The sequence below is a fragment of the Streptomyces sp. NPDC059897 genome (assembly GCF_042730865.1).
Taxonomy (GTDB): domain Bacteria; phylum Actinomycetota; class Actinomycetes; order Streptomycetales; family Streptomycetaceae; genus Streptomyces.
On record NZ_JBHWKQ010000022.1, the window covers coordinates 35,947 to 58,375 of the forward strand.

At 73.7% G+C, this 22,429-nt stretch carries 19 protein-coding genes; 6 read left to right on the forward strand and 13 right to left on the reverse strand.

Annotated features, from left to right (window positions below; translation table 11 throughout):
* Positions 1-4: 4 nt before the first annotated feature.
* The 5 genes from ACFV9W_RS23535 to ACFV9W_RS23555 form a co-directional block, all read right to left on the reverse strand.
* A complete protein-coding gene (locus tag ACFV9W_RS23535) occupies positions 5-1,903 on the reverse strand; it encodes a dipeptide ABC transporter ATP-binding protein (RefSeq protein WP_385763992.1) in 1,899 nt (632 codons plus the stop codon).
* The gene (locus ACFV9W_RS23540; protein WP_385763994.1) at positions 1,900-2,754 is read right to left on the reverse strand and encodes an ABC transporter permease; all 855 of its coding nucleotides are present in this window, start codon (positions 2,752-2,754) and stop codon (positions 1,900-1,902) included. Before ACFV9W_RS23540 ends, ACFV9W_RS23535 begins: the two co-directional genes overlap by 4 nt.
* Positions 2,755-2,762: 8 nt before the next feature.
* Positions 2,763-3,707: an ABC transporter permease gene (locus ACFV9W_RS23545; RefSeq protein WP_385763996.1), complete on the reverse strand. Its 945-nt coding sequence runs from the start codon at positions 3,705-3,707 to the stop codon at positions 2,763-2,765.
* Positions 3,704-5,302: an ABC transporter substrate-binding protein gene (locus ACFV9W_RS23550; RefSeq protein WP_385763998.1), complete on the reverse strand. Its 1,599-nt coding sequence runs from the start codon at positions 5,300-5,302 to the stop codon at positions 3,704-3,706. The genes ACFV9W_RS23545 and ACFV9W_RS23550 overlap by 4 nt, the downstream gene beginning before the upstream one ends.
* Positions 5,303-5,396: 94 nt before the next feature.
* Entirely contained in the window at positions 5,397-5,480 is an 84-nt protein-coding gene (locus ACFV9W_RS23555; RefSeq protein WP_385764201.1) for a putative leader peptide, read from the reverse strand.
* A gap of 330 nt (positions 5,481-5,810) precedes the next feature.
* Here ACFV9W_RS23555 and ACFV9W_RS23560 point away from each other — a divergent pair, with 330 nt between their 5' ends.
* Positions 5,811-6,785, forward strand: a complete 975-nt coding sequence (locus tag ACFV9W_RS23560; RefSeq protein WP_385764001.1) for a TauD/TfdA dioxygenase family protein — start codon at positions 5,811-5,813, stop codon at positions 6,783-6,785.
* A gap of 16 nt (positions 6,786-6,801) precedes the next feature.
* Here ACFV9W_RS23560 and ACFV9W_RS23565 read toward each other — a convergent pair whose 3' ends face one another.
* Positions 6,802-7,209, reverse strand: a complete 408-nt coding sequence (locus tag ACFV9W_RS23565) for a CoA-binding protein (RefSeq protein ID WP_385764003.1) — start codon at positions 7,207-7,209, stop codon at positions 6,802-6,804.
* A gap of 181 nt (positions 7,210-7,390) precedes the next feature.
* On the opposite strand from ACFV9W_RS23565, the gene ACFV9W_RS23570 reads away from it, so the two are divergent.
* The 3 genes from ACFV9W_RS23570 to ACFV9W_RS23580 are packed head-to-tail and all read left to right on the forward strand — an operon-like array spanning position 7,391 to position 12,322.
* A complete protein-coding gene (locus tag ACFV9W_RS23570) occupies positions 7,391-8,011 on the forward strand; it encodes a YigZ family protein (RefSeq protein WP_385764005.1) in 621 nt (206 codons plus the stop codon).
* Between the two features lie 58 nt (positions 8,012-8,069).
* Complete coding sequence (locus tag ACFV9W_RS23575) at positions 8,070-9,236, forward strand: exonuclease SbcCD subunit D (protein WP_385764007.1); 1,167 nt, start codon at positions 8,070-8,072, stop codon at positions 9,234-9,236.
* Positions 9,233-12,322 carry an AAA family ATPase gene (locus ACFV9W_RS23580; protein ID WP_385764009.1) on the forward strand — a complete coding sequence of 1,030 codons (3,090 nt, stop codon included), beginning with the start codon at positions 9,233-9,235 and terminating at the stop codon, positions 12,320-12,322. The genes ACFV9W_RS23575 and ACFV9W_RS23580 overlap by 4 nt, the downstream gene beginning before the upstream one ends.
* A gap of 79 nt (positions 12,323-12,401) precedes the next feature.
* Here ACFV9W_RS23580 and ACFV9W_RS23585 read toward each other — a convergent pair whose 3' ends face one another.
* Positions 12,402-12,641: a chaplin gene (locus ACFV9W_RS23585; RefSeq protein ID WP_385764011.1), complete on the reverse strand. Its 240-nt coding sequence runs from the start codon at positions 12,639-12,641 to the stop codon at positions 12,402-12,404.
* A 117-nt stretch (positions 12,642-12,758) separates the two neighbouring features.
* Entirely contained in the window at positions 12,759-13,247 is a 489-nt protein-coding gene (locus ACFV9W_RS23590) for a hypothetical protein (RefSeq protein ID WP_385764014.1), read from the reverse strand.
* 65 nt (positions 13,248-13,312) lie between these two features.
* Here ACFV9W_RS23590 and ACFV9W_RS23595 point away from each other — a divergent pair, with 65 nt between their 5' ends.
* Positions 13,313-14,155: an SDR family oxidoreductase gene (locus ACFV9W_RS23595; RefSeq protein ID WP_385764016.1), complete on the forward strand. Its 843-nt coding sequence runs from the start codon at positions 13,313-13,315 to the stop codon at positions 14,153-14,155.
* A gap of 41 nt (positions 14,156-14,196) precedes the next feature.
* Here the strand turns inward: ACFV9W_RS23595 and ACFV9W_RS23600 are convergent, their stop codons facing one another.
* Positions 14,197-15,894 (reverse strand): DUF885 domain-containing protein, encoded by a 1,698-nt coding sequence (locus ACFV9W_RS23600; protein WP_385764018.1) that lies wholly within the window; start codon positions 15,892-15,894, stop codon positions 14,197-14,199.
* A gap of 11 nt (positions 15,895-15,905) precedes the next feature.
* Positions 15,906-16,403 (reverse strand): Lrp/AsnC family transcriptional regulator, encoded by a 498-nt coding sequence (locus tag ACFV9W_RS23605; protein WP_385764020.1) that lies wholly within the window; start codon positions 16,401-16,403, stop codon positions 15,906-15,908.
* A gap of 328 nt (positions 16,404-16,731) precedes the next feature.
* Between ACFV9W_RS23605 and ACFV9W_RS23610 the strand changes: the two genes are divergently transcribed.
* Entirely contained in the window at positions 16,732-17,895 is a 1,164-nt protein-coding gene (locus tag ACFV9W_RS23610) for a trans-sulfuration enzyme family protein (protein WP_385764022.1), read from the forward strand.
* Here ACFV9W_RS23610 and ACFV9W_RS23615 read toward each other — a convergent pair.
* The 3 genes from ACFV9W_RS23615 to ACFV9W_RS23625 all read right to left on the reverse strand — a co-directional run bounded on the left by ACFV9W_RS23615 (position 17,807) and on the right by ACFV9W_RS23625 (position 22,344).
* Complete coding sequence (locus ACFV9W_RS23615; RefSeq protein WP_385764024.1) at positions 17,807-19,093, reverse strand: GNAT family N-acetyltransferase; 1,287 nt, start codon at positions 19,091-19,093, stop codon at positions 17,807-17,809. The two genes, ACFV9W_RS23610 and ACFV9W_RS23615, sit on opposite strands and share 89 nt — an antisense overlap.
* Before the next feature lie 102 nt (positions 19,094-19,195).
* Positions 19,196-20,776 (reverse strand): alkaline phosphatase D family protein, encoded by a 1,581-nt coding sequence (locus ACFV9W_RS23620; protein WP_385764026.1) that lies wholly within the window; start codon positions 20,774-20,776, stop codon positions 19,196-19,198.
* Positions 20,777-20,901: 125 nt separating this feature from the next.
* Positions 20,902-22,344, reverse strand: coding sequence for a PLP-dependent aminotransferase family protein (locus tag ACFV9W_RS23625; protein WP_385764028.1), 1,443 nt, complete (start codon positions 22,342-22,344; stop codon positions 20,902-20,904).
* Positions 22,345-22,429: the final 85 nt, after the last annotated feature.

Here is a 22,429-nt window from a genome sequence, read left to right on the forward strand (position 1 = left end):
TCGGTCACGCGGCGGGTACGCGCGGAATCGCGGTGGGCACCGGCTCCGGCGCCGCCGCCAGGAGGGCCTGCGTGTACGGGTCCTGGGGCCGCTCGCACACCTCGTCCGCGCGACCGGTCTCGACGATCCGGCCGTGGTGCATGACCGCGATCCGGTGACTGACCTGCCGGACGACCGCCAGGTCGTGGGCGATGAACAGCAGGGCGAGACCGAGGTCCCGCTGGAGGTCGGAGAGCAGGTTGACGATCTGCGCCTGGACCGACACGTCGAGCGCGGAGACGGGCTCGTCGCAGATCAGGACGGACGGCTCGGGGGCGAGGGCGCGGGCGATGCCGATGCGCTGGCGCTGGCCGCCGGAGAAGGCGCGCGGCAGCCGGTCGGCCGCCGTCGCGTCCAGGCCGACGAGCTCCAGGAGTTCGGCGACGCGGGCGCGGCGGGCCGCGCGTTCCGGCCGGAGACCGTGCACGAGCAGCGGCTCGCCGATGATGTCGCCGACCGTCATGCGCGGGTTGAGGGAGGCGTACGGGTCCTGGAAGACCAGCTGCACCTCGCGGGAGGGCCGGGTGACGTCCTCCCCGCGCAGGGCGATCGTCCCGGCGTCGGCCGGGTGCGCGTGCGCGAGCAACCGGGCGAGGGTCGACTTCCCGGACCCGGACTCACCGACGACGCCGAGGGTCTCACCCGCGTACAGCTTCAGCGAGACTTCGTCGACGGCGACGAGCGGATGCCGCCGACCGGCGCGCCCGCGGCCGCGGAACTCCTTGCGCAGAGCAGTGGCTTCGAGGAGAGGTGTCCCGTCGGCGGTGGGTGAGTAATTCAAGCCCCGCTCTGGGACGAGAGCCCGCGGGGTCCGGGGCAGAGCCCCGAGGCCTGGGGAACCATCGACCTCCCCCTCACCGGCTACCGGCTCGTCCGGATGGTGGCACGCCACGAGATGCCCACCCTCCCGGCCCCCCTCCAGCACCGGCCGCCCGGTCCCGCACCCCGCATCCGCGAACCCGCACCGCGCCGCGAACGCGCACCCGACGACCGGCAGCGAGAGGTCCGGCGGAGCGCCGGGAATCCCGGTGAGCCGGGTGCCGGACGGCGCGGACAGCCGCGGCACGGCGGCGAGCAGCCCGCCGGTGTACGGGTGCCGGGGCCGCGTGAGGACCCGGTCCGTGGGGCCGTCCTCGACGACCGAGCCGCCGTACATCACCAGGACCCGCTCGCAGGTGCGGGCGACGACGCCCATGTTGTGGGTGATGAGGACGAGCGCCGTGCCGGTCTCCTCGTTGAGCCGGGTCACCAGGGACAGGATCTGCTCCTGCACGGTCGCGTCGAGCGCGGTGGTCGGCTCGTCGGCGAGCAGCACGTCCGGCTCGTTGGCCAGCGCCATCGCGATGAGGACGCGCTGGCGTTGGCCGCCGGAGAACTGGTGCGGATGGTCGTCGAGGCGGCGCCGCGGATCCGGGATGCCGACGAGCCCGAGGAGTTCCTCGGCGCGGGCCCGGCGGGCGGCGCGGTCCCCGCCGCCGTGCGCCCGCAGCACGTCGTCGATCTGGGCGCGTACGGACAGCACCGGATTGAGCGAGGTCATCGGGTCCTGGAACACCATCCCGATCCGGGCGCCGCGCACCGCCCGCAGCTCCTCCTCGCCCGCGGTGGTCAGTTCGGTGCCGTCGAGGCGTACGGAACCGGCGGTGATCCGGCCCGCGCCCGGCAGCATCCGGGTCAGCGCGAGCGCGGTCGTGGACTTGCCCGAGCCGGACTCCCCGACCACGGCCAGGGTCTCGCCGCGGCCCAGGGTGAAGGACACGTCCCGTACGGCGTGCACCGTCCTGCCGTCCGGGGCGGGGAAGTCGACGCTGAGGCCGCGCACGTCGAGCAGCGGCGCGGTCGGCTGGTGCGGCGCGGAGGTCATCGGCGGATCTCCCGGTTCAGGGCCTCGGCCAGCAGGGACAGGCCGAGGACGAGGAAGGTGACGGCGAGCAGTGGCCCGGCGGCGAAGGAGGGGGACTGGGCGAGATAGGGCAGCGCCTGGTTGAGGATGCCGCCGAGGGTCGGCTCGGGCGGGCGGACGCCGACCCCGAGGAAGCTCATCGCGCCCTCCAGGAAGACGGCGACGGTGAGCGAGACGGCGATCTGCACCACCAGCGGATCGGCGCAGTTGGGCAGGATGTGCCGCAGTACGAGCCGCGCCTTTCCGGTGCCGCCTACGCGCGCGGCGACGGCGTACTCGCGGCTGCGCTGGACGAGGATCCCGGCCCGCAACTGCCGCCCGAACACCGGGACCTCCGCCAGCGCGATGACGATGATCACGGGCAGCCGGCCGGGCCCGAGCACGGCCGTGATGGTGAGCGCGAGGATCAGGCCGGGGAAGGCGAGCACCAGGTCGAAGGCCCGCTGCACCACCGTGTCGAGCACCGGGTGCGCCGCCGCGAGCAGGGCGACGGCGCAGCCGAGGAGCGCGCCCAGCGGCACCGCGAGCGCGATCACCCCGAGGTCGGTACGGATGCCGTAAAGCACCCGGCTCAGCAGGTCGCGGCCCACGTCGTCGGTGCCGAGGAGGTGGCCGGGGGTGCCCGGGCCCGCGAGCGCCTGGCCGCTCTGCGCGGTCGGACTGTGTGCGGCGAGCAGCGGCGCGAGCAGCCCGGCGAGGACGACGAGGCCGATCAGGGTGAGGCCGATCCGGGCGCGGGTGGAGGCGAGAGCGGCGACGTACGGATGCGAGGAGGCCCGCTTCCGTACCCCTGCGAAGGACAGTGTGGTCATGGCAGCGGTCACTCCCACCGGATGCGCGGGTCGAGGAGGGCGTACAGCAGGTCGGTGAGGAGTTGCACGAGGACGAACACCGCCACGAGGAGCAGCAGCAGGTCCTGGACGACGGGGTAGTCGCGGCGGGTCAGCGCCTGTTCGGCGAGCTGGCCGAGCCCCGGCCAGGCGAAGATCGCCTCCACCAGGACGGCGCCGCCGAGGAGATGGCCGATCTGCATGCCGAGCAGCGTGACGACGGGCGGCAGGGCGTTGGGCAGCGCGTGCCGCCACAGCAGTCTGCGCGGTGCCACACCGGCCGCCGTGGCGGTGCGGACGTAGTCCTCGGCGAGTGCCCGCTCCAGGCCGTCACCGAGGTAGCGGCCGAGCACGGCGGCGCTGGGCAGGGCCAGGCACAGGGCGGGCAGCAGCAGATACTGCAGCTCCAGGTCGGGCGCTTCGAAGAGGCCGATCCGGCCGCCCGCGGGCAGCACGCGCAGCCCCACCGCGAAGACGAGCACCAGCAGCACACCCGTCACGAAGGGCGGGACGGCGAGCGCCGCGGTGGTCAGCGCCCGGACGGCGGCCCGCACGGGCCCGCGGCGCGAGGTCGCGCCAAGCACGCCGAACAGCAGGGCGAGCAGAACGGTGAAGAAGAGCGCGCCCAGGGTGAGTTCGACGGTCGCGCCGAGACCGTCGCCGATCAGGTCGGAGACCTCGCCGCCGGTGGCGTACGAGGGGCCCGGGTCGCCGCGCAGCAGATCGCCGATCCAGGCGGCGTACTGCGTGAACAGCGGGTCGTCCAGACCGAGTTGGTTCCGGATGGCGGCGACGGACGCCGGACTCGCGTCGGGCCCGGCGAGCACCTCGGCGGGGTCGCCGGGGACCAGCCGCAGGATGGCGAAGATGAGGAAGGAGGCCAGGAGCAGCACCAGGAGTGCCGAGGGCAGCTTCTTGAGGAGTTGGCGAGTCATGGCCGCACCAGGTACGCGTCGTCGAGGTCGAGATACGAGAACTTCGTGAGCCGCGGCCCGTGCAGCTCCTTCGCGGCGACCTGCACCGCGCCCTGCACGGCGAGGTCGATGATGAACGCCTCGTCGAGCAGCAGGTCCGAGATCCTCTGGTACCGGGCGAGCGCCTTCGCCCCAGTCGGGTCCTTGTGCCGCCAGGCGTCCTGTACGGCCTCCGTGTACGCGTCGGAGCGGTAACCCGAGGTGTTCTTGGCCTCGTTGAAGGGGTACGCGCTGACGGCCAGGGTCGCGGGCTGCACCTGCGCGAAGCCGTGGCCGTTGATCCACAGCGTCGGCATGGTGCCGGAGATCAGCTTCTTCTGGAACGAGGCGGGGTCTGAGGGCTGCAACTCCGTTCGGATGCCGATCTGTTGGAGGTCGTACTGGACGATCTCGGCGATCGAGGTGTGCAGCGCAGTGGTCGGGTGGCCGAGCGGCAGGGTCTGTTTCGTGGACACACCGGAGGCCTTGAGCAGCTGTCTGGCCCTGCCGGGGTCGTGCCTGTAGTGGGTGCGGTTGGCCTCGCTGTACGCGGGCGAGGAGCGGGGCCAGGGCGCCGCGGACGCCAGACCGTAGCCGCCGAGGGCCTGCTCGACGACGCGGTCGCGGTCGACGGCCCAGGCGACGGCCTGCCGGAACTCGCGGGAGTCGGCCGGTGCCTTGTGCACGGAGGCGCCGACGTACACGGCGCCGTTCCCGGTGTTGTACTTCCTGATCGTGAAGTTGGCGTTGCTCTTCAGCGTCGCGAGGTGCTTGCCCGACACGTGGTACGAGAGGTGGACCTGGCCCGAGCGCAGCGCGGACAGCAGGGCGTCGGGCTGCGTGTAGAGGCGGAGCTCGACGGCGTCCAGGTAGGGGCGGCCCGGTATCCAGTACCTGTCGTTGCGGGTGAGGCTGAGCGCGGCCCCCGGCCGCCACTCCTTGAAGCGGAACGGACCCGTGCCGTTGAACCTGGTGCCCTTCACTGCCTCGTCGACCGTGTGCCGATCCGTGATGATCATGAATTCGAAGAGGTCGAAGAGATTGCTCACCGGGTGCGCCAGCTTCAGCACCAGCTCGTGCTCGCCGCGCTTCTCGAACCCGGTCACCGTCCTCGCGGTGGCCGCCAACTGGGCGGACCGTTCGGGCTTCTTGAGGTTCTCCACGGCGAAGACGACATCGTCGGCCGTGAACCTCCGGCCGTCGTGGTACGTCACGTCGTCCCGCAGCTTCAGCGTGATGCTCCTGCCGTCGGCGGCGTACTTCCACGAAGTGGCCAGCTCCGGCCGCGGCCTGAGCTCGTCGTCGTAGCGGATCAGGGTGTTGTAGATCAGCCGGTGCTGGATCGACTCGCCGCTCTGCGTGAAGAGCAGCGCCGGGGTGAAGTCCTGGTTGATGCCGATGGTCAGCTTCCCGCCGCGCTTCGGTCCTGCCGCCGCCGCGTTCTCCTGCGCGGACACGGCCGAGCGGCAGCCGGCCAGACCGCCGCCCGCGCCGAGGAGAAGGGCGCCGGCGCCCGCGGCGCGCAGGGCGGTGCGCCGGGACAGCGGATCCGGGGGAGGGGAGGGGCGTGTGCGCATGGCGGACTACCTGTTCGTGTCGCGGTGGCGGGAAGGGGTGGCCCGCGGAGGCGAGGACGCGGACGGGCCGCGGGCGTAAGGAGGTGGGGGTGACTCAGCGGCGGACGGCACAGAGCGCGCCGGCCTGTCGACAGAGGTCGACGTGCCGGCGGCAGACGAGGCGCAGGTCCGGGGTCACGCGCCGCAGAATGTCAGGGCGTGCGCGCGGGGGTCAACAGCCCTCTGTGAACGGCGAGTTGATGGCATGAAGGCAGTGTTGCGGCGGCATTGACACCACCTTGCGGCACCCTCCTGAGCAGCGTCTTCGATGACACCTCCGGGCCCGTGGGGAGAAGTCCCGCCGGTCCAGCATGTGGGCACACGTGTCGCACGCATTGCAGGGTCGTGAAGCGGTCCGGCGAAGCCTTGACCGGCTTTCGGACGGCCGCACATTCTCCTGTTCACCGGCCGGGAGCGCCCGCCCCGCTCCGCCGGAAAACGCCCGCCCACCCAGTGAAGGGGCCCCTCCATGACGTCCACCGCACCCGCCGCGGCCACCACGCCCACCGCCACCGAGGTCACCGTCCAGAAGGTCGGAGGCCGGCTCGGCGCCGTGATCTCCGGGGTCCGCCTCGGCGGAGACCTGGACGAGGCCACCGTGGCCGCGGTCCGGGCCGCCATCGTGGAACACAAGGTCGTCTTCTTCCGCGGCCAGGACCACCTCGACGCCGGGAGCCACGAGGCGTTCGCCCGCCTCCTCGGCACCCCGGTCGCCCACCCCACCGTCCCGTCCGTCGACGGCCGCTACGCCCTCGGCATCGACAACGAGCACGGCGGACGCGCCAACCAGTGGCACACCGACGTCACGTTCGTGCCCGCGTACCCCGCCTTCTCCATCCTGCGCGCCGAGGTCGTCCCGCCGTACGGCGGCAACACCCTGTGGTCCAACACGGCGGCGGCGTACGCCGAACTCCCGGAACCCCTCCGAGTCTTGGCCGACAGCCTGCGCGGCGTGCACACCAACGACTACGACTACGCGGCGGCCCGCCCGGAGGCCCCCTCCAAGGCGCTGGAACAGCATCGCAAGGTGTTCACGTCGACGAAGTTCCAGACCGAGCACCCCGTGGTGCGGGTGCACCCGGAGAGCGGCGAACGCACGCTGATCCTCGGGAACTTCCTGCAGAAGCTCACCGGATTCAACGCCCGCGACTCCCGCGCGCTGATCGGCGTCCTCCAGTCCCACGTCGAGCGCCCGGAGAACACGGTCCGCTGGCAGTGGCGCGCCGGCGACGTCGCCATCTGGGACAACCGGGCCACCCAGCACTACGGCGTCGACGACTCCGATGCGCACACCCGGACCCTGCGCCGCGTCACCATCGACGGCGACGTACCCGTCGGCGTGGACGGCCGCCGCTCGACACTGCTGGCCCCCACGTCGGTCCCCGACCCCGAGTACGGCATCGCCTCCGGCGCCTCCACGGACGGGGCGGACGCGGAGGCGTAACGGTGTCCGCTGCGGGTCAGCCGAGCCGCGGGATCTCGATGGCGGGGCACTTGTCCATGACCATGGAGATCCCCGCGGCCCGCGTCCGCTCGTACGCCGCCTCGTCGACGACACCGAGCTGGAACCAGACCGCCTTGGCGCCGATCGCGGCGGCCTCGTCGGCGACCGGGCCCGCGAGCTCGCTGTTGACGAAGACATCGACCACATCGACGGGGAACGGGATGTCCGCGAGCGAGGCGTAGCCCTGCTCGCCGTGCACGGTCTCCGCCTTCGGGTGCACCGGCACGATCCGCTTGCCGAAGCGCTGCAGGACATCGGCGACCCCGTACGCGGCGCGGGACCGGTTCGAGGAGAGGCCGACCACCGCCCAGGTGTCCCCGGACTCCGTGAGGATCTTGCGGACCGTTTCGTGATCGCCGTACATGGGGCCTCCTGGGACGGGACGCTTCTTCGTACGGTCAGCACAACTCCTCGCGCGGCGCGAGGATTCCGGAGGGCCCATGGAACTCGGCCCACGCGCACGCGCGGGCGGCGTGCCGGGTCCGGGCCCGGCCTGTGCGGCGGGCGGGGGCGAGTCCGGTGTCACCTGCGCATACGCTGGTCGGATGCAGGACGAGTACCGCACAGTGGCCCGCGAGGGCGTGCACGAGACAGAGATCAGCCGCTCCCGGTTCCTGTGCGCGCTCGCGCCCGCCGCGACCGAGGAGGAGGCCCAGGCCTTCGTCGCGCGCGTCCGCAAGGAACACCCGTCGGCGAACCACAACTGCTACGCGTACGTCATCGGGGCCGACGCCTCCGTACAGAAGGCGAGCGACGACGGCGAGCCGGGCGGCACGGCGGGCGTGCCGATGCTGCAGATGCTGACCCGCCGCGACATGCGCTACGTCGTCGCCGTGGTCACCCGCTACTTCGGCGGCGTCAAGCTCGGCGCGGGCGGCCTCATCCGCGCCTACGGAGGCGCGGTGGGCGAGGCCCTCGACGCGCTCGGCACGGTGACGCGACACCGCTTCCGCCTCGCCACGGTGACGGTCGACCACGCGCGCGCGGGCAAGATGGAGAACGACCTGCGGTCCACGGGCTGCGAGGTCCGGGACGTCCAGTACGGCGCGGCGGTCACGATCGAGATCGGGTTGCCGGAGGCGGAGGTCGAGCGGTTCCGGGGCTGGCTCGCCGACGTGAGCGCGGGCACGGCGGTCTTCGAACTGGGCGGCGAGGCGTACGGGTGACCGCTCCCGTCGCAGGAGTCGCCACCGATGTCAGACCCACCCGTTAGCCTCGTGCACCATGAGGTTCCTGCACACATCCGACTGGCACCTGGGCCGCTCGTTCCACCGCGTGAACATGCTCGACGCCCAGGCCGACTTCGTCGCCCACCTCGTCGCCACCGCCCGCGAGCGGAGCGTCGACGCCGTGGTCGTGTCGGGTGACGTGTACGACCGGGCGGTGCCGCCGCTCGCGGCCGTGGAGCTGTACGACGACGCGCTGCACCGCCTCGCCGAGCTCGGCGTGCCCACGGTGATGATCTCCGGGAACCACGACTCGGCGCGCCGCCTCGGCGTCGGCGCGGGCCTCATCGGCCGGGCCGGCATCCACCTGCGGACGCAGCCGTCCCGCTGCGGCGAGCCGATCGTGCTGCCGGACACCCACGGCGACGTCGCGTTCTACGGACTGCCCTACCTCGAACCGGCTCTGGTCAAGGACGAGTTCGGAGTGGCGAAGGCCGGGCACGAGCAGGTGCTCGCCGCCGCCATGGAGCGGGTGCGGGCCGACCTCGCCGCGCGCCCGGCCGGCACCAGATCGGTCGTCCTCGCGCACGCCTTCGTGACCGGGGGCGCGCCCAGCGACAGCGAGCGGGACATCACCGTGGGCGGCGTCTCGGCGGTGCCGTCCGGCGTCTTCGACGGCGTGGACTACGTGGCGCTCGGACACCTGCACGGCAGCCAGGTCATCAGCGACCGGGTCCGCTACTCGGGCTCCCCGCTGCCCTACTCCTTCTCGGAGGCCGACCACCGCAAGAGCATGTGGCTCGTCGACCTCGACGCCGAGGGCGCGGTCACGGCCGAGCGCCTCGACTGCCCGGTGCCGCGCCCGCTGGCCCGCCTGCGCGGCGACCTCGAAGACCTCCTCGACGACCCGGCCCTCGCCCGCCACGAGGACGCCTGGGTGGAGGCGACGCTCACGGACGCGATCCGCCCCGACGACCCGATGGCCCGCCTCGGCGAGCGCTTCCCGCACACCCTCAGCCTGCTCTTCGACCCGCGCCGCACGGACGACGAGGAGCCGGACGCCAGCTACGCCGAGCGCCTCAAGGGGCGCGACGACCACGAGATCGCGGAGGACTTCGTGACCCACGTCCGGGGCGCGGGGCCCGACGAGAGCGAGCGGGCGGTGCTGCGTGCCGCGTTCGACGCCGTGCGCACGGACGACGTGGCGCGCGAGGTGGCCAGGTGAGGCTGCACACACTCACGATCACGGCGTTCGGCCCCTTCGGCGCCACGCAGAAGGTCGACTTCGACGACCTTTCGGCGGCGGGCCTCTTCCTCCTCCACGGCCCGACGGGCGCGGGCAAGACCTCCGTCCTCGACGCGGTCTGCTACGCGCTGTACGGGTCCGTGCCCGGCGCCCGGCAGGGCGGAAGCGGCCAGGGGCAGAACCTGCGCAGCGACCACGCCGAGGCGGGCGTGCGCACCGAGGTCACCCTCGACCTGACCGTCGCGGGCCGCCGCCTGGAGCTCACCAGGCAGCCGCCGCATCTGCGCCCCAAGAAGCGCGGCACCGGCTTCACCACGGAGAAGGCGCAGAGCTGGCTGCGCGAGTACGACGCCGTGGCCGGCAAGTGGAAGGACCTCAGCCGCTCCCACCAGGAGATCGGCGAGGAGATCACGCAGCTGCTCGGCATGAGCAAGGACCAGTTCTGCCAGGTGGTCCTCCTCCCGCAGGGTGACTTCGCGCGCTTCCTGCGGGCCGACGCCGAGGCCCGCGGCAAGCTGCTCGGCCGCCTCTTCGACACGCACCGGTTCGCCGCCGTGGAGCAGCGGCTCGCCGAGGACCGCAAGGCCGCGCAGAAGCAGGTGGCCGCGGGGGACGCGGAGCTGCTGGCCGACGCGCACCGTATGCAGCAGGCGGCGGGGACCGTCGTGGAGCTGGACCCCGTGGACGCGGTGCCGGGCGACCCCGGCACCGCCGACGCCGTCCTGACCTGGGCGGCCACAGCCCGCTCGACGGCGCGCGAACACTTCACGCACGCCCATCTCGCCCTGGACGCGGCCGAGGCGGCGCGGATCGCGGCGCAGCGCGAGCTGTCCGAGGCGACGGAGACGCACCGCCTGCAGCTCCGCTCCGCGCAGGCCCGCGAGCGGCAGGCGGCCCTGGACGAGCGGGCCGATGAGCACCGCGCCGTCCAGGACCGCATGGACCGCGCCCGCAAGGCGGCGACGGTGGAGCCGGCGCTGGCCCTCCGTGAGGAAGCGGAGACGGCGCACAGGACGGCCCTGACGGAGGACCGTCGGGCCCGGCAGGAGCTGACGGCGCAGTGGCCGGGGGGTGCGCGCTGGGCGGACGACGGTCCGGCGGCGGACGGCGCGGGTGACGCAACCGCGACGGGAGACCCCGGCATCCCGACCTCCCCCGAGGCGCTCGCCGAGGCCGCTCGGCGTGTCGCTCATGAGCTCGGGGGCCTGGACGCGGCGCGCCGCGCCGAGCGGCGGCTCGCCGAGCTCACCCGGGAGCGTGCGGGGCTCGACCGTGAGGAGCGCTCCGACGCCGATCTGCTCGCCGACACCGAGGGGTGGCTCGACGGCTGGGACGCCCGGCGCGCCGGCCTCCAGGCCCGGGTCGACGAGGCGCAGGACGCCGCGACCCGCGCGGAGCACCTCGCGGGACAGCTCGAACCGGCCCGCAAGCAGGCCCGCGCCGCCGTCGAGCGCGACCGGCTCGCCGAGCGCGCCGAATCCGCCGACGCCGACGCGCTGCGGGCCCGCGAGCGCTCTGCCGCCGCGCACGAGCACTGGCTCGGCCTGAAGGAGCAGCGGCTGCGCGACGTCGCCGCCGAACTCGCCGAGGCCCTCGTCGACGGCGAGGCCTGCACGGTCTGCGGCGCGACCGAGCACCCGGCGCCCATGCGGAAGTCCGAGGGGCACGTCGACCGGGCAGCCGAGGAGGCCGCGCTCGCCGCCTACCGCACCGCCGACACACGCCGCACCGAGGCGGAGCGGGCCCTGGGCGGCGTACGGGAGGAACTGGCGGCGGCGAGGGCCGCGGCAGGGGAGGCCCCGGCCGCGCAACTCGCCGAGGCGGCCCGTGAATGGGCGGAGCGACACGCCGAGGCGCACACCCTCGCGGCCACCGCGCATCCCGCCCGCGAGGCCCTCGCCCGCGCCGAGAGCGAGCACGACCGGCGCCTCGCCGCCCGGCAGGAGGTCGCGCAGCGGACGGCGGGCCGGACCTCGCTGCGTGAGGCCCTCGACCGCGAACAGGCGGGCCTGGAGCGGGAGTTGGCGCACGCGCGCGGCGGCGCGGAGAGCGTCGAGGCGCGCGCGGGCCAGCTGGAGCGGCACGCCGCGCTGCTCACCGACGCGGCGGACGCGGCCCGCGCCGTCGAGGACACGGCGCGGCGGCTCAAGGACGCGGACGCGCGACTCGCCGACGCCGCGTTCCGGGCCGGGTTCGACACGCCGCAGGCCGCGGCCGCCGCCCTGCTCGACGACGCCCGGCACCGGGAGCTCCAGCACCGCCTGGACGCCCGACAGACGGAGGAGGCGGCCGTCCGCGCGCTGCTCGCCGAGGAGGACACCGCGGAGGCGGCCCGCAGACCGGCGGCCGACGTCGCCGCTGCCCAGGCCGCCGCGCAGGCGGCCGACGCGCGCGTGCGGGCCGCGGCCTCCGCGCGCGACGCGGCGCAGCGCCGCTGCGCCGAACTCGACCGGCTCTCCCGCCGCGCCGCCACCGAGGCCCGCCGCCTCGGGCCGCTGCGCGAGACGTACGACCGGGTGGCCCGCCTCGCCTCCCTCGCGGCCGGCACCGCGGCCGACAACGAGCGCAAGATGCGCCTGGAGTCGTACGTGCTGGCGGCCCGCCTGGAGCAAGTGGCGGCGGCGGCGACCGCGCGGCTGCGCCGCATGTCCTCGGGCCGCTACACGCTGGTGCACTCCGACTCCCTCGCGGGGCGCGGCCGGTCGGGTCTCGGCCTGCACGTCGTGGACGCGTGGACGGGCCGCGAGCGCGACACGGCGACGCTCTCCGGCGGTGAGACCTTCTTCGCCTCGCTCGCCCTGGCGCTCGGCCTCGCGGACGTCGTCACGGACGAGGCGGGCGGCGTGCGCCTCGACACGCTCTTCATTGACGAGGGCTTCGGCAGCCTGGACGATCAGACCCTCGACGAGGTCCTTGACGTGCTCGACTCGCTGCGCGAGCGGGACCGCAGCGTGGGCATCGTCAGCCATGTCGGCGACCTGCGGCGCCGTGTGCACGCGCAGCTGGAGGTCGTGAAGGGGCGGGACGGCTCGGTGGTGCGGCAGCGCGGGATCCCGGGCGTGTAGGCACACAGCGGACACCCCGCGCCGGTTCCCGGCCGAGAGGCCGGGACCGACGCGGGGTGTCACCGCACGGGGGCGTGTGTCACTTGTTGGCGCAGACGTTGCCGAGAGCCGGGTTGAGCAGGCCGACGACGTTGACGCTGTTGCCGCACACGTTGACCGGGATCTCGACCGGCACCTGGACCACGTTGCCGGAGACCACACCGGGCGAATCCTTGGCCACGCCAAACGGGTCGGTGTCGGCGGCGGCCAGGCCGGCGGTTCCGAGGACGGCGATACCGGCCGCAGCTGCCGTGAGACCCAGCTTGATCATGGTCGACATGAAGACTCCTTGGGTGAGACGGAAGGAAGACGGACACGCGTTCCGTCACCACCCAGGCACTCACAGTTCTGCCCGGTTCGCCTCTCGGGAGGGCCGATCGCGGGGTGTCCCAGCGGCTCAGCGGGACCGCTCGGCGCGCCTGCCCACCGCGGCCAACCGGCGGATCATCAGCGCGCGGTGCGCACCGGAGCCGATCACCAGAAGCCGGTAGCCGCGGCCGAGCGGACCTGGGAACGAGGCGTACGTACGGGCGCGCACCAGGGTGCCGCCGGGGCGCTCGGACAGGTCGAGGGCCAGCTCGTAGCGCGCGTAGAAATGGCGTCCGACGAGCCGGGCCGAACGGCCGGGAACCGCCTCGGCCACCGCGAAGCCCGGCAGCGTCGAGCCCTCGTCGAGCGGGGCCCCGCGGGATCGCAGCGGCTTCGCGCCGATGAACCTCGCGTACGCCTCGAAACCCCGGCCGCCGGTGCTGCCGAACTCGGCCGCGAGGACCGGCCAGACCCGCTCGGCGGGCGCGGCGACGACGATCCGGTGCTCGTCGACGAAGGGCGGGCGGGGCGGTGCGACGGAGCGGGCGGCGGGGTCTGCGGCTGCGGCTGCGTCCATGAAGTCAGCATAGGCACGCGGGAATTCGGTTCGGTTCGAAGGGGCCGGTCGGGCATGATCCGGGCATGCCGAAACTTCCCCACCCCACCCCGACCGAACTCCGCCGCGACCCTCTCCCGCTGCGCGGCCGCACCGCCCTCGTCACCGGTGCGAGCCGGCGCGGCGGCATCGGATTCGCCGTGGCCCGCCGGCTCGTCGCGTACGGGGCGAGCGTGTATCTGCACCATCACGTGGCGCACGACGAGGCGATGCCGTGGGGCGCCGACCGGCCCGCCGAGGTGGCCGACGCCGTGCGGGAGGTGCGCGGCGACCCGGCTGCCGTCGTGGCGCACGGCCCGGCGGACCTCACCGAACCCGACGCCCCCGCACGCCTGATCCGGGACGCCGCCGAAGCCCTCGGCGGACGGATCGACATCGTCGTCGCCAACCACGCCCTCAGCGGCGGCGACGGCACGCTCGACACCATCGACGCCGCCATGCTGGACGCCCACTGGGCCGTCGACGCCCGCTCCGTGGTGCTGCTCGTGCAGGCCTACGCCCGCCACCGGGAAGCGGCTCCGGGTGGCCGCGTCGTCATGATGACCTCCGGCCAGGACATCGCCGACGGCATGCCGGGCGAGATCGCGTACGCCCTCCAGAAGGGCGCGCTCGCGTCGATCACGCGCTCCCTCGCCACGACGCTCGCCCCGCAGGGCGTGACCGTGAACACCGTCAACCCGGGCCCCGTGGACACGGATTACCTCGACGGGGAGGTGTACGACTCCATCGCCGGCCTGTTCCCCGCCAAGCGGTGGGGCATGCCCGACGATCCGGCGCGGCTCATCGCGTGGCTGGCCACGGACGAGGCCGAGTGGATCACCGGGCAGGTCGTCGACTCGGAGGGCGGCTTCCGCCGAACCCTCGGCTAGGCGCCGAATTCCCGGCCGGGCACCCAACTCCCGTACCGGAACTACAACTTGGACAGCTCGTCCACCAGGTCGTCGAGCCCCAGCGAGCCCTGCGACAGTGCCGCCATGTGCCACGCCTTCGCGTCGAAGGCGTCGCCGTGCGCGGCCTGCGCGGCCGCCCGGCCGAGCAGCCACGCCCGCTCGCCCAGCTTGTAGCCGATCGCCTGGCCCGGGATCGACAGATAGCGGGTCAGCTCGCTCTCCACGAAGTCCGCGGGACGGCTGCTGTGCGCGCCGAAGAACTCCTGCGCGAGCTCGGGCGTCCAGCGCTCGCCGGGGTGGAACGGCGAGTCCGCCGGGATCTCCAGCTCCAGGTGCATGCCGATGTCGACGATGACGCGGCAGGCCCGCATCATCTGCGCGTCGAGGTAGCCGATCCGGGTCTCCGCGTCGGTGAGGAAGCCCAGCTCGTCCATCAGTCGCTCCGCGTACAGCGCCCAGCCCTCCGCGTTCGCGGAGACGATGCCGAGCGTCGCCTGGTAGCGGGAGAGGTCGCCGGCGACATGGGCCCACTGGGCGAGCTGGAGGTGGTGGCCGGGCACGCCCTCGTGGTACCAGGTCGACACCAGGTCGTAGACGGGGAAGCGGGTCTGGCCCATCGTCGGCAGCCACGTCCGTCCCGGGCGCGAGAAGTCCTCCGACGGAGGTGTGTAGTAGGGCGCCGCCGCGCTGCCCGCGGGGGCGATGCGGGACTCCACCTGCCGCACCCGGTCGGCGAGTTCGAAGTGCGTGCCGTCGAGCGCGCCGATGGCCTCGTCCATCAGCTTCTGCAGCCACCGCCGGACCTCGTCGACGCCCTCGATGTGCCGCCCGTGCTCGTCGAGGTGCGCGAGCGCCACCCACGGCGTCGCGGCGCCGGGCAGGATCTTCTCCGCCTCCGTGCGCATCTCGGCGAGCAGCCGGTGGAACTCGCTCCAGCCGTACGCGTACGCCTCGTCCAGGTCGAGGTCCGTGCCGTTGTAGTAGCGCGACCAGCGGGCGTAGCGCTCGCGGCCCACGACGTTCGGCGCGTCCTCGACGGCGGGCGCGTACATGTCCCGCATCCAGTCGCGCAGCTCGACCGTCGCGGCGTCGGCGGTGCGCGCCGCCTCCGTCAGCTCGGCGCGCAGCGCCTCGGGTCCGGCGGCCGCGAACTCCTCGAACCAGCCCTGCCACTCGTCGAGCTGGCCGATGAACGTCTCCGTCGGCCGGGGCGCCGCGTGCAGCTTGCGGTCCAGGCCGAGGGAGAGGGTCTCCCGGTAGCCGGCGAACGCCGTCGGCACCGCGCGCAGCCGCTCCGCGATCGCCGCCCAGTCCTCGTCGGTTTCGGTCGGGGTGACCGTGAACACCTCTCGTACGTTGTGGACCGGCGAGCCGAGGTTGGAGACCTCGCGCAGGTGTTCGTCCGCCTCGTGCACCGCGAGCGCGGCGGTCAGGCGCTCCCGCAGCAGCCGCGCGCAGCGCCGCTCGACGTCGCTGTCGGCGCCGGGCGCGCGCTCCGCCTCGTCGAGCCGGGCGAGGGTTTCGCGCGCGAGGTCCGCGACGGCGGCGAGGCCGGTGGGGGAGAGGTCGGGCAGCCTGCTGTGGGACTCCCGCACACCCAGGAAGGTGCCCTCGACGGGATCGAGGGCGACCATGGCGTCGACGAAGGCGTCGGCGACCTGCCGGGGCAGTGGGGCGGTGGAGGGCTGGGAGCTCGCGGTGTGTGGCATGCGACACATCCTCGTACGAGTCAGGTGGCCGCGTCACCAAGATTCGCCGCGGGCGGAAGCAGTGGCCCGCACTCCCACTGCTGGAAGATCAACCGGGTCTCGACGCGCGCCACTTCGGGGCGCGAGGTGAACGAGTCGAGCACGAGCCGCTGAAGGTCGGCCATGTCGCGGACGGCGACGTGCACCAAGTAGTCGTCGGGCCCCGTCAGATGGAACACGGTGCGGGCCTCGGGCAGCGCGCGGACCCGCTCGACGAACGGTCCGACGAGCTCCCGGCGGTGCGGGCGCACCTGCACCGAAAGCAGCGCCTCCAGGCCGCGGCCCAGCTTCGCCGGGTCGAGCCGCAGCACATGTCCGAGGATCACGCCGCCGCGCCGCAGCCGGTTCACCCGGTCGAGACACGTGGAGGGCGCGACACCGACCTGCGCCGCGAGCTCCCGGTACGTGGTGCGGGCGTCGTTCTGCAGCAGCCGCAGTATGTCCAGGTCGACCGGATCGAGTACGACGGAGTCGGTCATCGGCCGAACGTAGCACGGGAGTTGAACCACGGGCCCCGCCCGTTGTTCAGGATGCCGACCATGGATACGCACTGGGACATGAGCGGCGCCCGCACCCGGGCCTTCGCCACCGAAGCCGTGCACGCGGGCCGCGACGACCTCGCCGCCCTCGGGCCCTGTCGTCAGACTCCCGCCTGCCCCGCGGCGTCTGGCACGCACGCTCGCCGCGTTGCCGAAAAGCCCTGGTAGCTCCGCTACGAGGGCTCTCCGGCGCCTTGCGATCGCACGCACCAGACGCCGTGGGCCCGCCCTCCGGGCGACGGCGGGAGTCTGACGACAGGGCCCGGCTGTGCACGCCCCGCCCCTCGACCTGTCCACCACCTATCCGTCCCACGACACCCGCGGCGAGGCCGCCCGCATCGACGCGTTCGCCGCCGACGGCGCCCTCGACGACGGGCCGCCCGTCTACGGCCGCCTCGGGAACCCGACCGTCGCCCGCTTCGAGACCGCGCTCGCCCGCCTCGAAGGCACGGACAGCGCGGTCGCGTTCGCGAGCGGCATGGCGGCGCTGACGGCGGTGCTCCTCGTACGGCTCGGGGCGGGCCTGCGCCATGTCGTCGCGGTCCGTCCGCTGTACGGGTGCAGCGACCACCTGCTGACGGCGGGGGCGCTCGGCTCCGAGGTGACCTGGGTCGACCCGGCGGGGATCGCCGACGCCGTACGGCCCGACACCGGTCTCGTCATGGTGGAGTCGCCCGCCAACCCGACGCTCGCGGAGGTCGACCTCGCGGCCGTCGCGCACGCCTGCGGCTCGGTCCCGCTGCTCGTCGACAACACGTTCGCCACGCCGGTGCTCCAGCGGCCCGCCGAGAGCGGCGCCCGGCTCGTCCTGCACAGCGCCACGAAGTACATCGGCGGCCACGGTGACGTCCTCGGCGGCGTCGTGGCCTGCGACGAGGCCTTCGCCCGCGAGCTGCGCAAGGTGCGGTTCGCGACCGGCGGGGTGCTGCACCCGCTCGCCGGATACCTGCTGCTGCGCGGGCTCTCGACCCTGCCGGTACGCGTGCGGGCCGCCTCGGCGACGGCCGCCGAGCTCGTCCGGCGGCTCGCCGCCGACCCGCGCGTCACCCGCGTCCACTACCCGCGGATCGGGGGCGCCATGGTCGCCTTCGAGATCGCGGGCGACCCGCACGCGGTGACCGCCGGGGGCGAACTGATCACCCCGGCGGTCAGCCTCGGCAGCGTCGACTCACTGATCCAGCACCCGGCCTCGATCAGCCACCGCGTGGTCGCCGCCGACGACCGCAGGGCGGCGGGCGTCGGCGACAAGCTGCTGCGGCTCTCCGTCGGCCTGGAGGACGTCGAGGACCTGTGGGCGGACCTGGACCGGGCGCTGGGCGCAGGGCCCGGGGCCGCCCACGCGGTCAGCGGGACTGCTCGGCCCGCTCGTACGCGTCCTCGTTCGCGTACGGACGCAGGGACGCCACCGGTGCCGCATCGAGCCGGGCGGTGATCACCAGCGTGCCCTCCTCGATCTGGTAGTCGAGGGGCAGACCGAGGCCGCGCATCGCCGCGACCATGCCCGTGTTGGCCGACCGCGTCACCGCGTACACGCTGGCGCAGCCCGCCTCGACCGCCATCGACACCAGACGGCCGAGGAGTTCGGCGCCGATGCCCCGGCGCTGCCAGTCGTCCTCCACGAGCAGCGCGACCTCGGTCTCGTCGCCGTCCCACAGCAGGTGGCCGAGGGCCACGATCCGGCCCGATGCCGTCTGCGCGGCGAGGGTGCGGCCGTAGCGCGGGCTGAGCAGGTGGTTCAGATATCGGTCCGCGTCGGCGACGGGCCCGTGGTAGCGGCTGCTCAGCGTGGCCTGCGAGCACCGCTCGTGCATCGCCTTCGACAGGACGAGGTCGCCGACGTCGGCGCGCCGCACCGTGATGTCGTTGCCCTCGGGCAGCGTCAGGACGTCCTCGCCGTTCGGCACCCGCGGGCCGAGCCGCGTGTCCAGCTCCACGAGGGCGCGGGCGCGCGCGAACTCGGTGGGCGTGAACGGCAGATACGGCCGCTCCACCGCGATGACCCCGCCCTCCGGGGTGCGCAGCCGCAGCACCGTGTCGTCGAAACCGCCCTCGACCGGCGCGCCGGACGCGGCGGCGGCCTTCGCGGGCAGCTGCCGGATGGTGCAGCGGCCCAGCAAATGGCGCAGCGCGAGCGGGAGTTCGGCGGCGTCCAGGGCGGTGCGGGTGGCGAGTCCGAGGATGCGGGTGGGGGCGTCCACCAGGTCGTGGGCGTCCGCCCGCTCGACCCAGGTGTCGGCGCCGCCCGCGCCCGCGACGGCCCCCGCGAGATCGTCCGAGGTCAGCTCCTCGGGCGCGCGCAGCAGGAACTCGTCCACGGTGCCGTCGGCCAGCGGGTGCGTCTGCAGGCTCAGGATGTCGACCCGCTCACCGGCGAGCACCGTGCACAGCGCCGCCAGCGAGCCCGGCTCGTCCCGCACGGTCGTGCGCATCCGCCACAGCGCGCTGCTCGCGGGGTCGAGCGGCCCGGCCGCGGCCTCCGCAGAGGCCGGCGGCCGGGCGCCGGTATCCGCCGTCGGTGGCGCGTGCCCCTTGCGTTCTGTCCACAACAACCGGAACCCGAAGGCGGCGATGGCGAGCAGGGCGGCGGCGCAGCAGAGGACAACGGTGACAACTTGCGTCTCATTACTCATGAGTCCACTGTGCAGGACCGGTGTTGCGTGATCACAAACGCTTTGTGACCGACTGGTTAAGCGTGCTTATGTCGGTTTTCGGACGCCGGGCCTCCGGTGGGGTCACTGCCCCACCCGCCCCGGCTGCAAGGTCTGCGAGAACAGCACGTCGCCGCCCTCCTGCCGCAGTCGTACGGTGAGTTCCCCGCTGCCGCCGTCGATCTCGACCTCGCCGAAGTACGGCGGGGTCTCGGCCGGCGACGTGTTGTTCCGGTCCGGCGCCTTCACGAACACCTGCCGCGGGCCGAACGTCCCGTCCAGCTTCAGCGCCTTGAACCCGCCCGCCGCGAGCGGCCCCGACACGAACTCCCAGAACGGCTCGAAGTCCTGATACGCCGCGTTCGACGGCTCGTAGTGCTGCGCCGACGTGTAGTGCACATCGGTCGTCAGCCACAGCGTGCCGGTGATCCGCTCGTGCTTGATGTGCCGCAGCAGCTCGGCGATCTGCAGCTCACGCCCGAGCGGCGCGCCCGGGTCGCCCTGTGCCACCGCCTCGAAGTTCGTGCCGTCCGGGACGACGAGGCCCAGCGGCATGTCGGAGGCGATCACCTTCCACACGGCGCGCGAGCGCGACAGCTCCCGCTTCAGCCACGCGAGCTGTTCGGCGCCGAGGATGCCGGTCGCGTCCTCGGTCTGCCTGCCGGTCGAGTTCGCGTTGCGGTACGTCCGCATGTCGAGCACGAACACGTCGAGCAGCGGCCCCTGCCGCAGCACCCGGTACACCCGGCCGTCCGCGTCGCCCGGCTGCAGCGTCGAGATCGGGAAGTACTCGCCGAACGCGCGCAGCGAACGGGCCGCCAGCACGTCGACGTTCTTCTCCGTGTAGCGCTCGTCGGTGAGGATCTGGCCGGGGTACCAGTTGTTGCGCACCTCGTGGTCGTCCCACTGCGTGATCGTGGGGACCTGCGCGTTGAAACGGCGCAGGTTCTCGTCCAGCAGGTTGTAGCGGAACGCGCCGCGGAACTCGTTCAGCGTCTCCGCGACCTTGGACTTCTCCTCGGTGGTCACATTGCGCCACACCCGCCCGTCGGGCAGCGTCACGCTGGGCAGGATCGGGCCGTCGGCGTAGATGTTGTCGCCGCTGCACAGGAAGAAGTCCGGGTCGAGGGCGCGCATGTCCTCGTACACACGCCAGCCGCCGCGGTCCGGGTTGATGCCCCAGCCCTGCCCGGCGATGTCGCCGGACCACAGGAACTTCACCCCGTCCCGCCGTGACACGGACGCCGTGCGGAAGGTCCCCTCGACGGGCTCGCCGGTGCGCCGCGGGTCGTCCGGGTCGGCGAGCCGCACCCGGTAGTGGATCTGCTCACCGGGCGGCAGCCCGCGCAGCCGGGTCGTCCCGGTGAAGTCGGTGTCGGGACCGACGAGCGGCCCCCGCCATCTGGTGACGTTCTTGAACGTGTCGGTGGCCGACGTCTCCACGACCATCCTGGCCGGTCGGTCCGAGCGCACCCACACGAGACCCGAGTGCGCGCCCACGTCGCCCGCCTGGACGCCCCAGCCGGCCTTCGGCCGCCCGGACAGCGCGAACGCGGGCGCGGCGGCCCCGCCGATCGCAGGAAGGGCCAGCGCGGCGGACGTGGCGAGCGCGCCGCGCAGCACTCCGCGGCGGCCGGGCAGGGGAGCTTGTGGACGGTCTGACATGGACGCCTCCAGTGACGGTCTCGACGACAGCACGGTGCCATGGCCTGCGCGCGGCGCCGCGCTGCCACTCCTACTGCGGTGCCACGGCGCGCACACGAACCCCAAGTGAACAACTGTCCCCACCATCAAGGGAACCGGGCGCGCACGGCCGCGTGCGCCAGGAGACGTACCCCCTCGGTGATGCGGGGCGCGGGCAGATGCGCGTAGCCGATCACCAGGGACACGGCCTCGCCCGCGCCTCCTCCTCCGTAGTGGTCCAGCGGGCGCACGGACACCCCGGTGGACGCGCAGCGGTCCAGGAACTCCTGGCGCGGTCCGCAGTGGCCGGGGAGCGTGGCGATGGCGTGCAGGCCCGCCGCGATGCCGGAGATCTCGGTGCCGGGCAGGTGCTCGTGCAGCGCCGCCACCAGGGCGTCGCGGCGCTCCTTGTACGCGCGTTGGCAGCGGCGCAGCTGCCGGTCGTAGTCCCCGCGCTCGACGAAGCGGGCGAGCACCGCCTGGTCGAGGGCCGGGTTGCCGAGGTCCATGTACCGCTTGCGCGCGACGACGTCGTCGGCCAGCGCGTCCGGCACGATCAGCCAGCCGAGCCGCAGCCCCGGCGCCAGCGACTTGCTCACCGAGCCGGTGTACACGACGTGCTCGGGGTCGAGACCCTGCAGCGCGCCCACGGGGGCGCGGTCGTAGCGGAAGTCGCCGTCGTAGTCGTCCTCCACGACCAGGCCGCCCACCCGCCGCGCCCAGGCGAGAAGTTGTGTCCGCCGGGCCGCCGAGTACGCGATGCCCGAAGGGAAGTGGTGCGACGGGGTGGTGACCGCCGTGCGGACCCCGGAGTTGCGCAGCGGCCCCATGGCGAGCCCCTCGTCGTCCATCGGGAGGCGCACCGCCCGTGACCCCACCGTCGCGAACAGGTCCTCGTACTGCGGGCTGCCGGGGCTCTCCACACCGATGTCGTGCTGCCCACGCGCGCGGAGCACGATGCCGAGCAGCGTCACCGCCTGCGTCACCCCGGAGCACACGATGATCCGCTCCGGGTCCGCCACCACGCCGCGCCGCCGGGCCAGCAGCTCCGCGAGGGCCGTGCGCAGGCGGGGCAGGCCACGCGGGTCCGGGTAGCCGAGGGTGTGATGCGCGACGCCGGCCAGGACCGCGCGCTGCGCCGCCGACCACGCCGCACGCGGGAACAGCGACAGGTCCGGGGTGCCCGCCACGAAATCGGCCCGCACGCCGGTCGACGGGCGCGGCGCCAGGTCGCTCGTGCCCGGTGCGGCCGCCCGCGCCGCCTCGCCCACCCACGTCCCGGCACCCCGCCCGGCGCGCAGGTACCCCTCCGCGGTCAACTGCTCGTACGCCTCCGTGACCAGGCCCCGCGACACCCCGAGGTCCCGCGCCAGATCCCGGCTCGACGGCAGCCGGGTGCCGGGCGCGAGCCGCCCCGAACGCACGGCGTCCCGCAGCGCGGACTGCAGGGCGCGACCACGCGCGCGTGCCGGTGCGGACGACGCGGGCAGCAGCAACTCCCAGGCGGGGGAGGACGGTTCGAGGCCCTCCGGGGCGGGCGGCTGTGTCATACCAGGACCCTACGGCGGCGTCGGGCCTCCGTGATTGGTCCCCGATACGGCCGCGCGAATGGACCTCGTGACGGACCACCCGCCC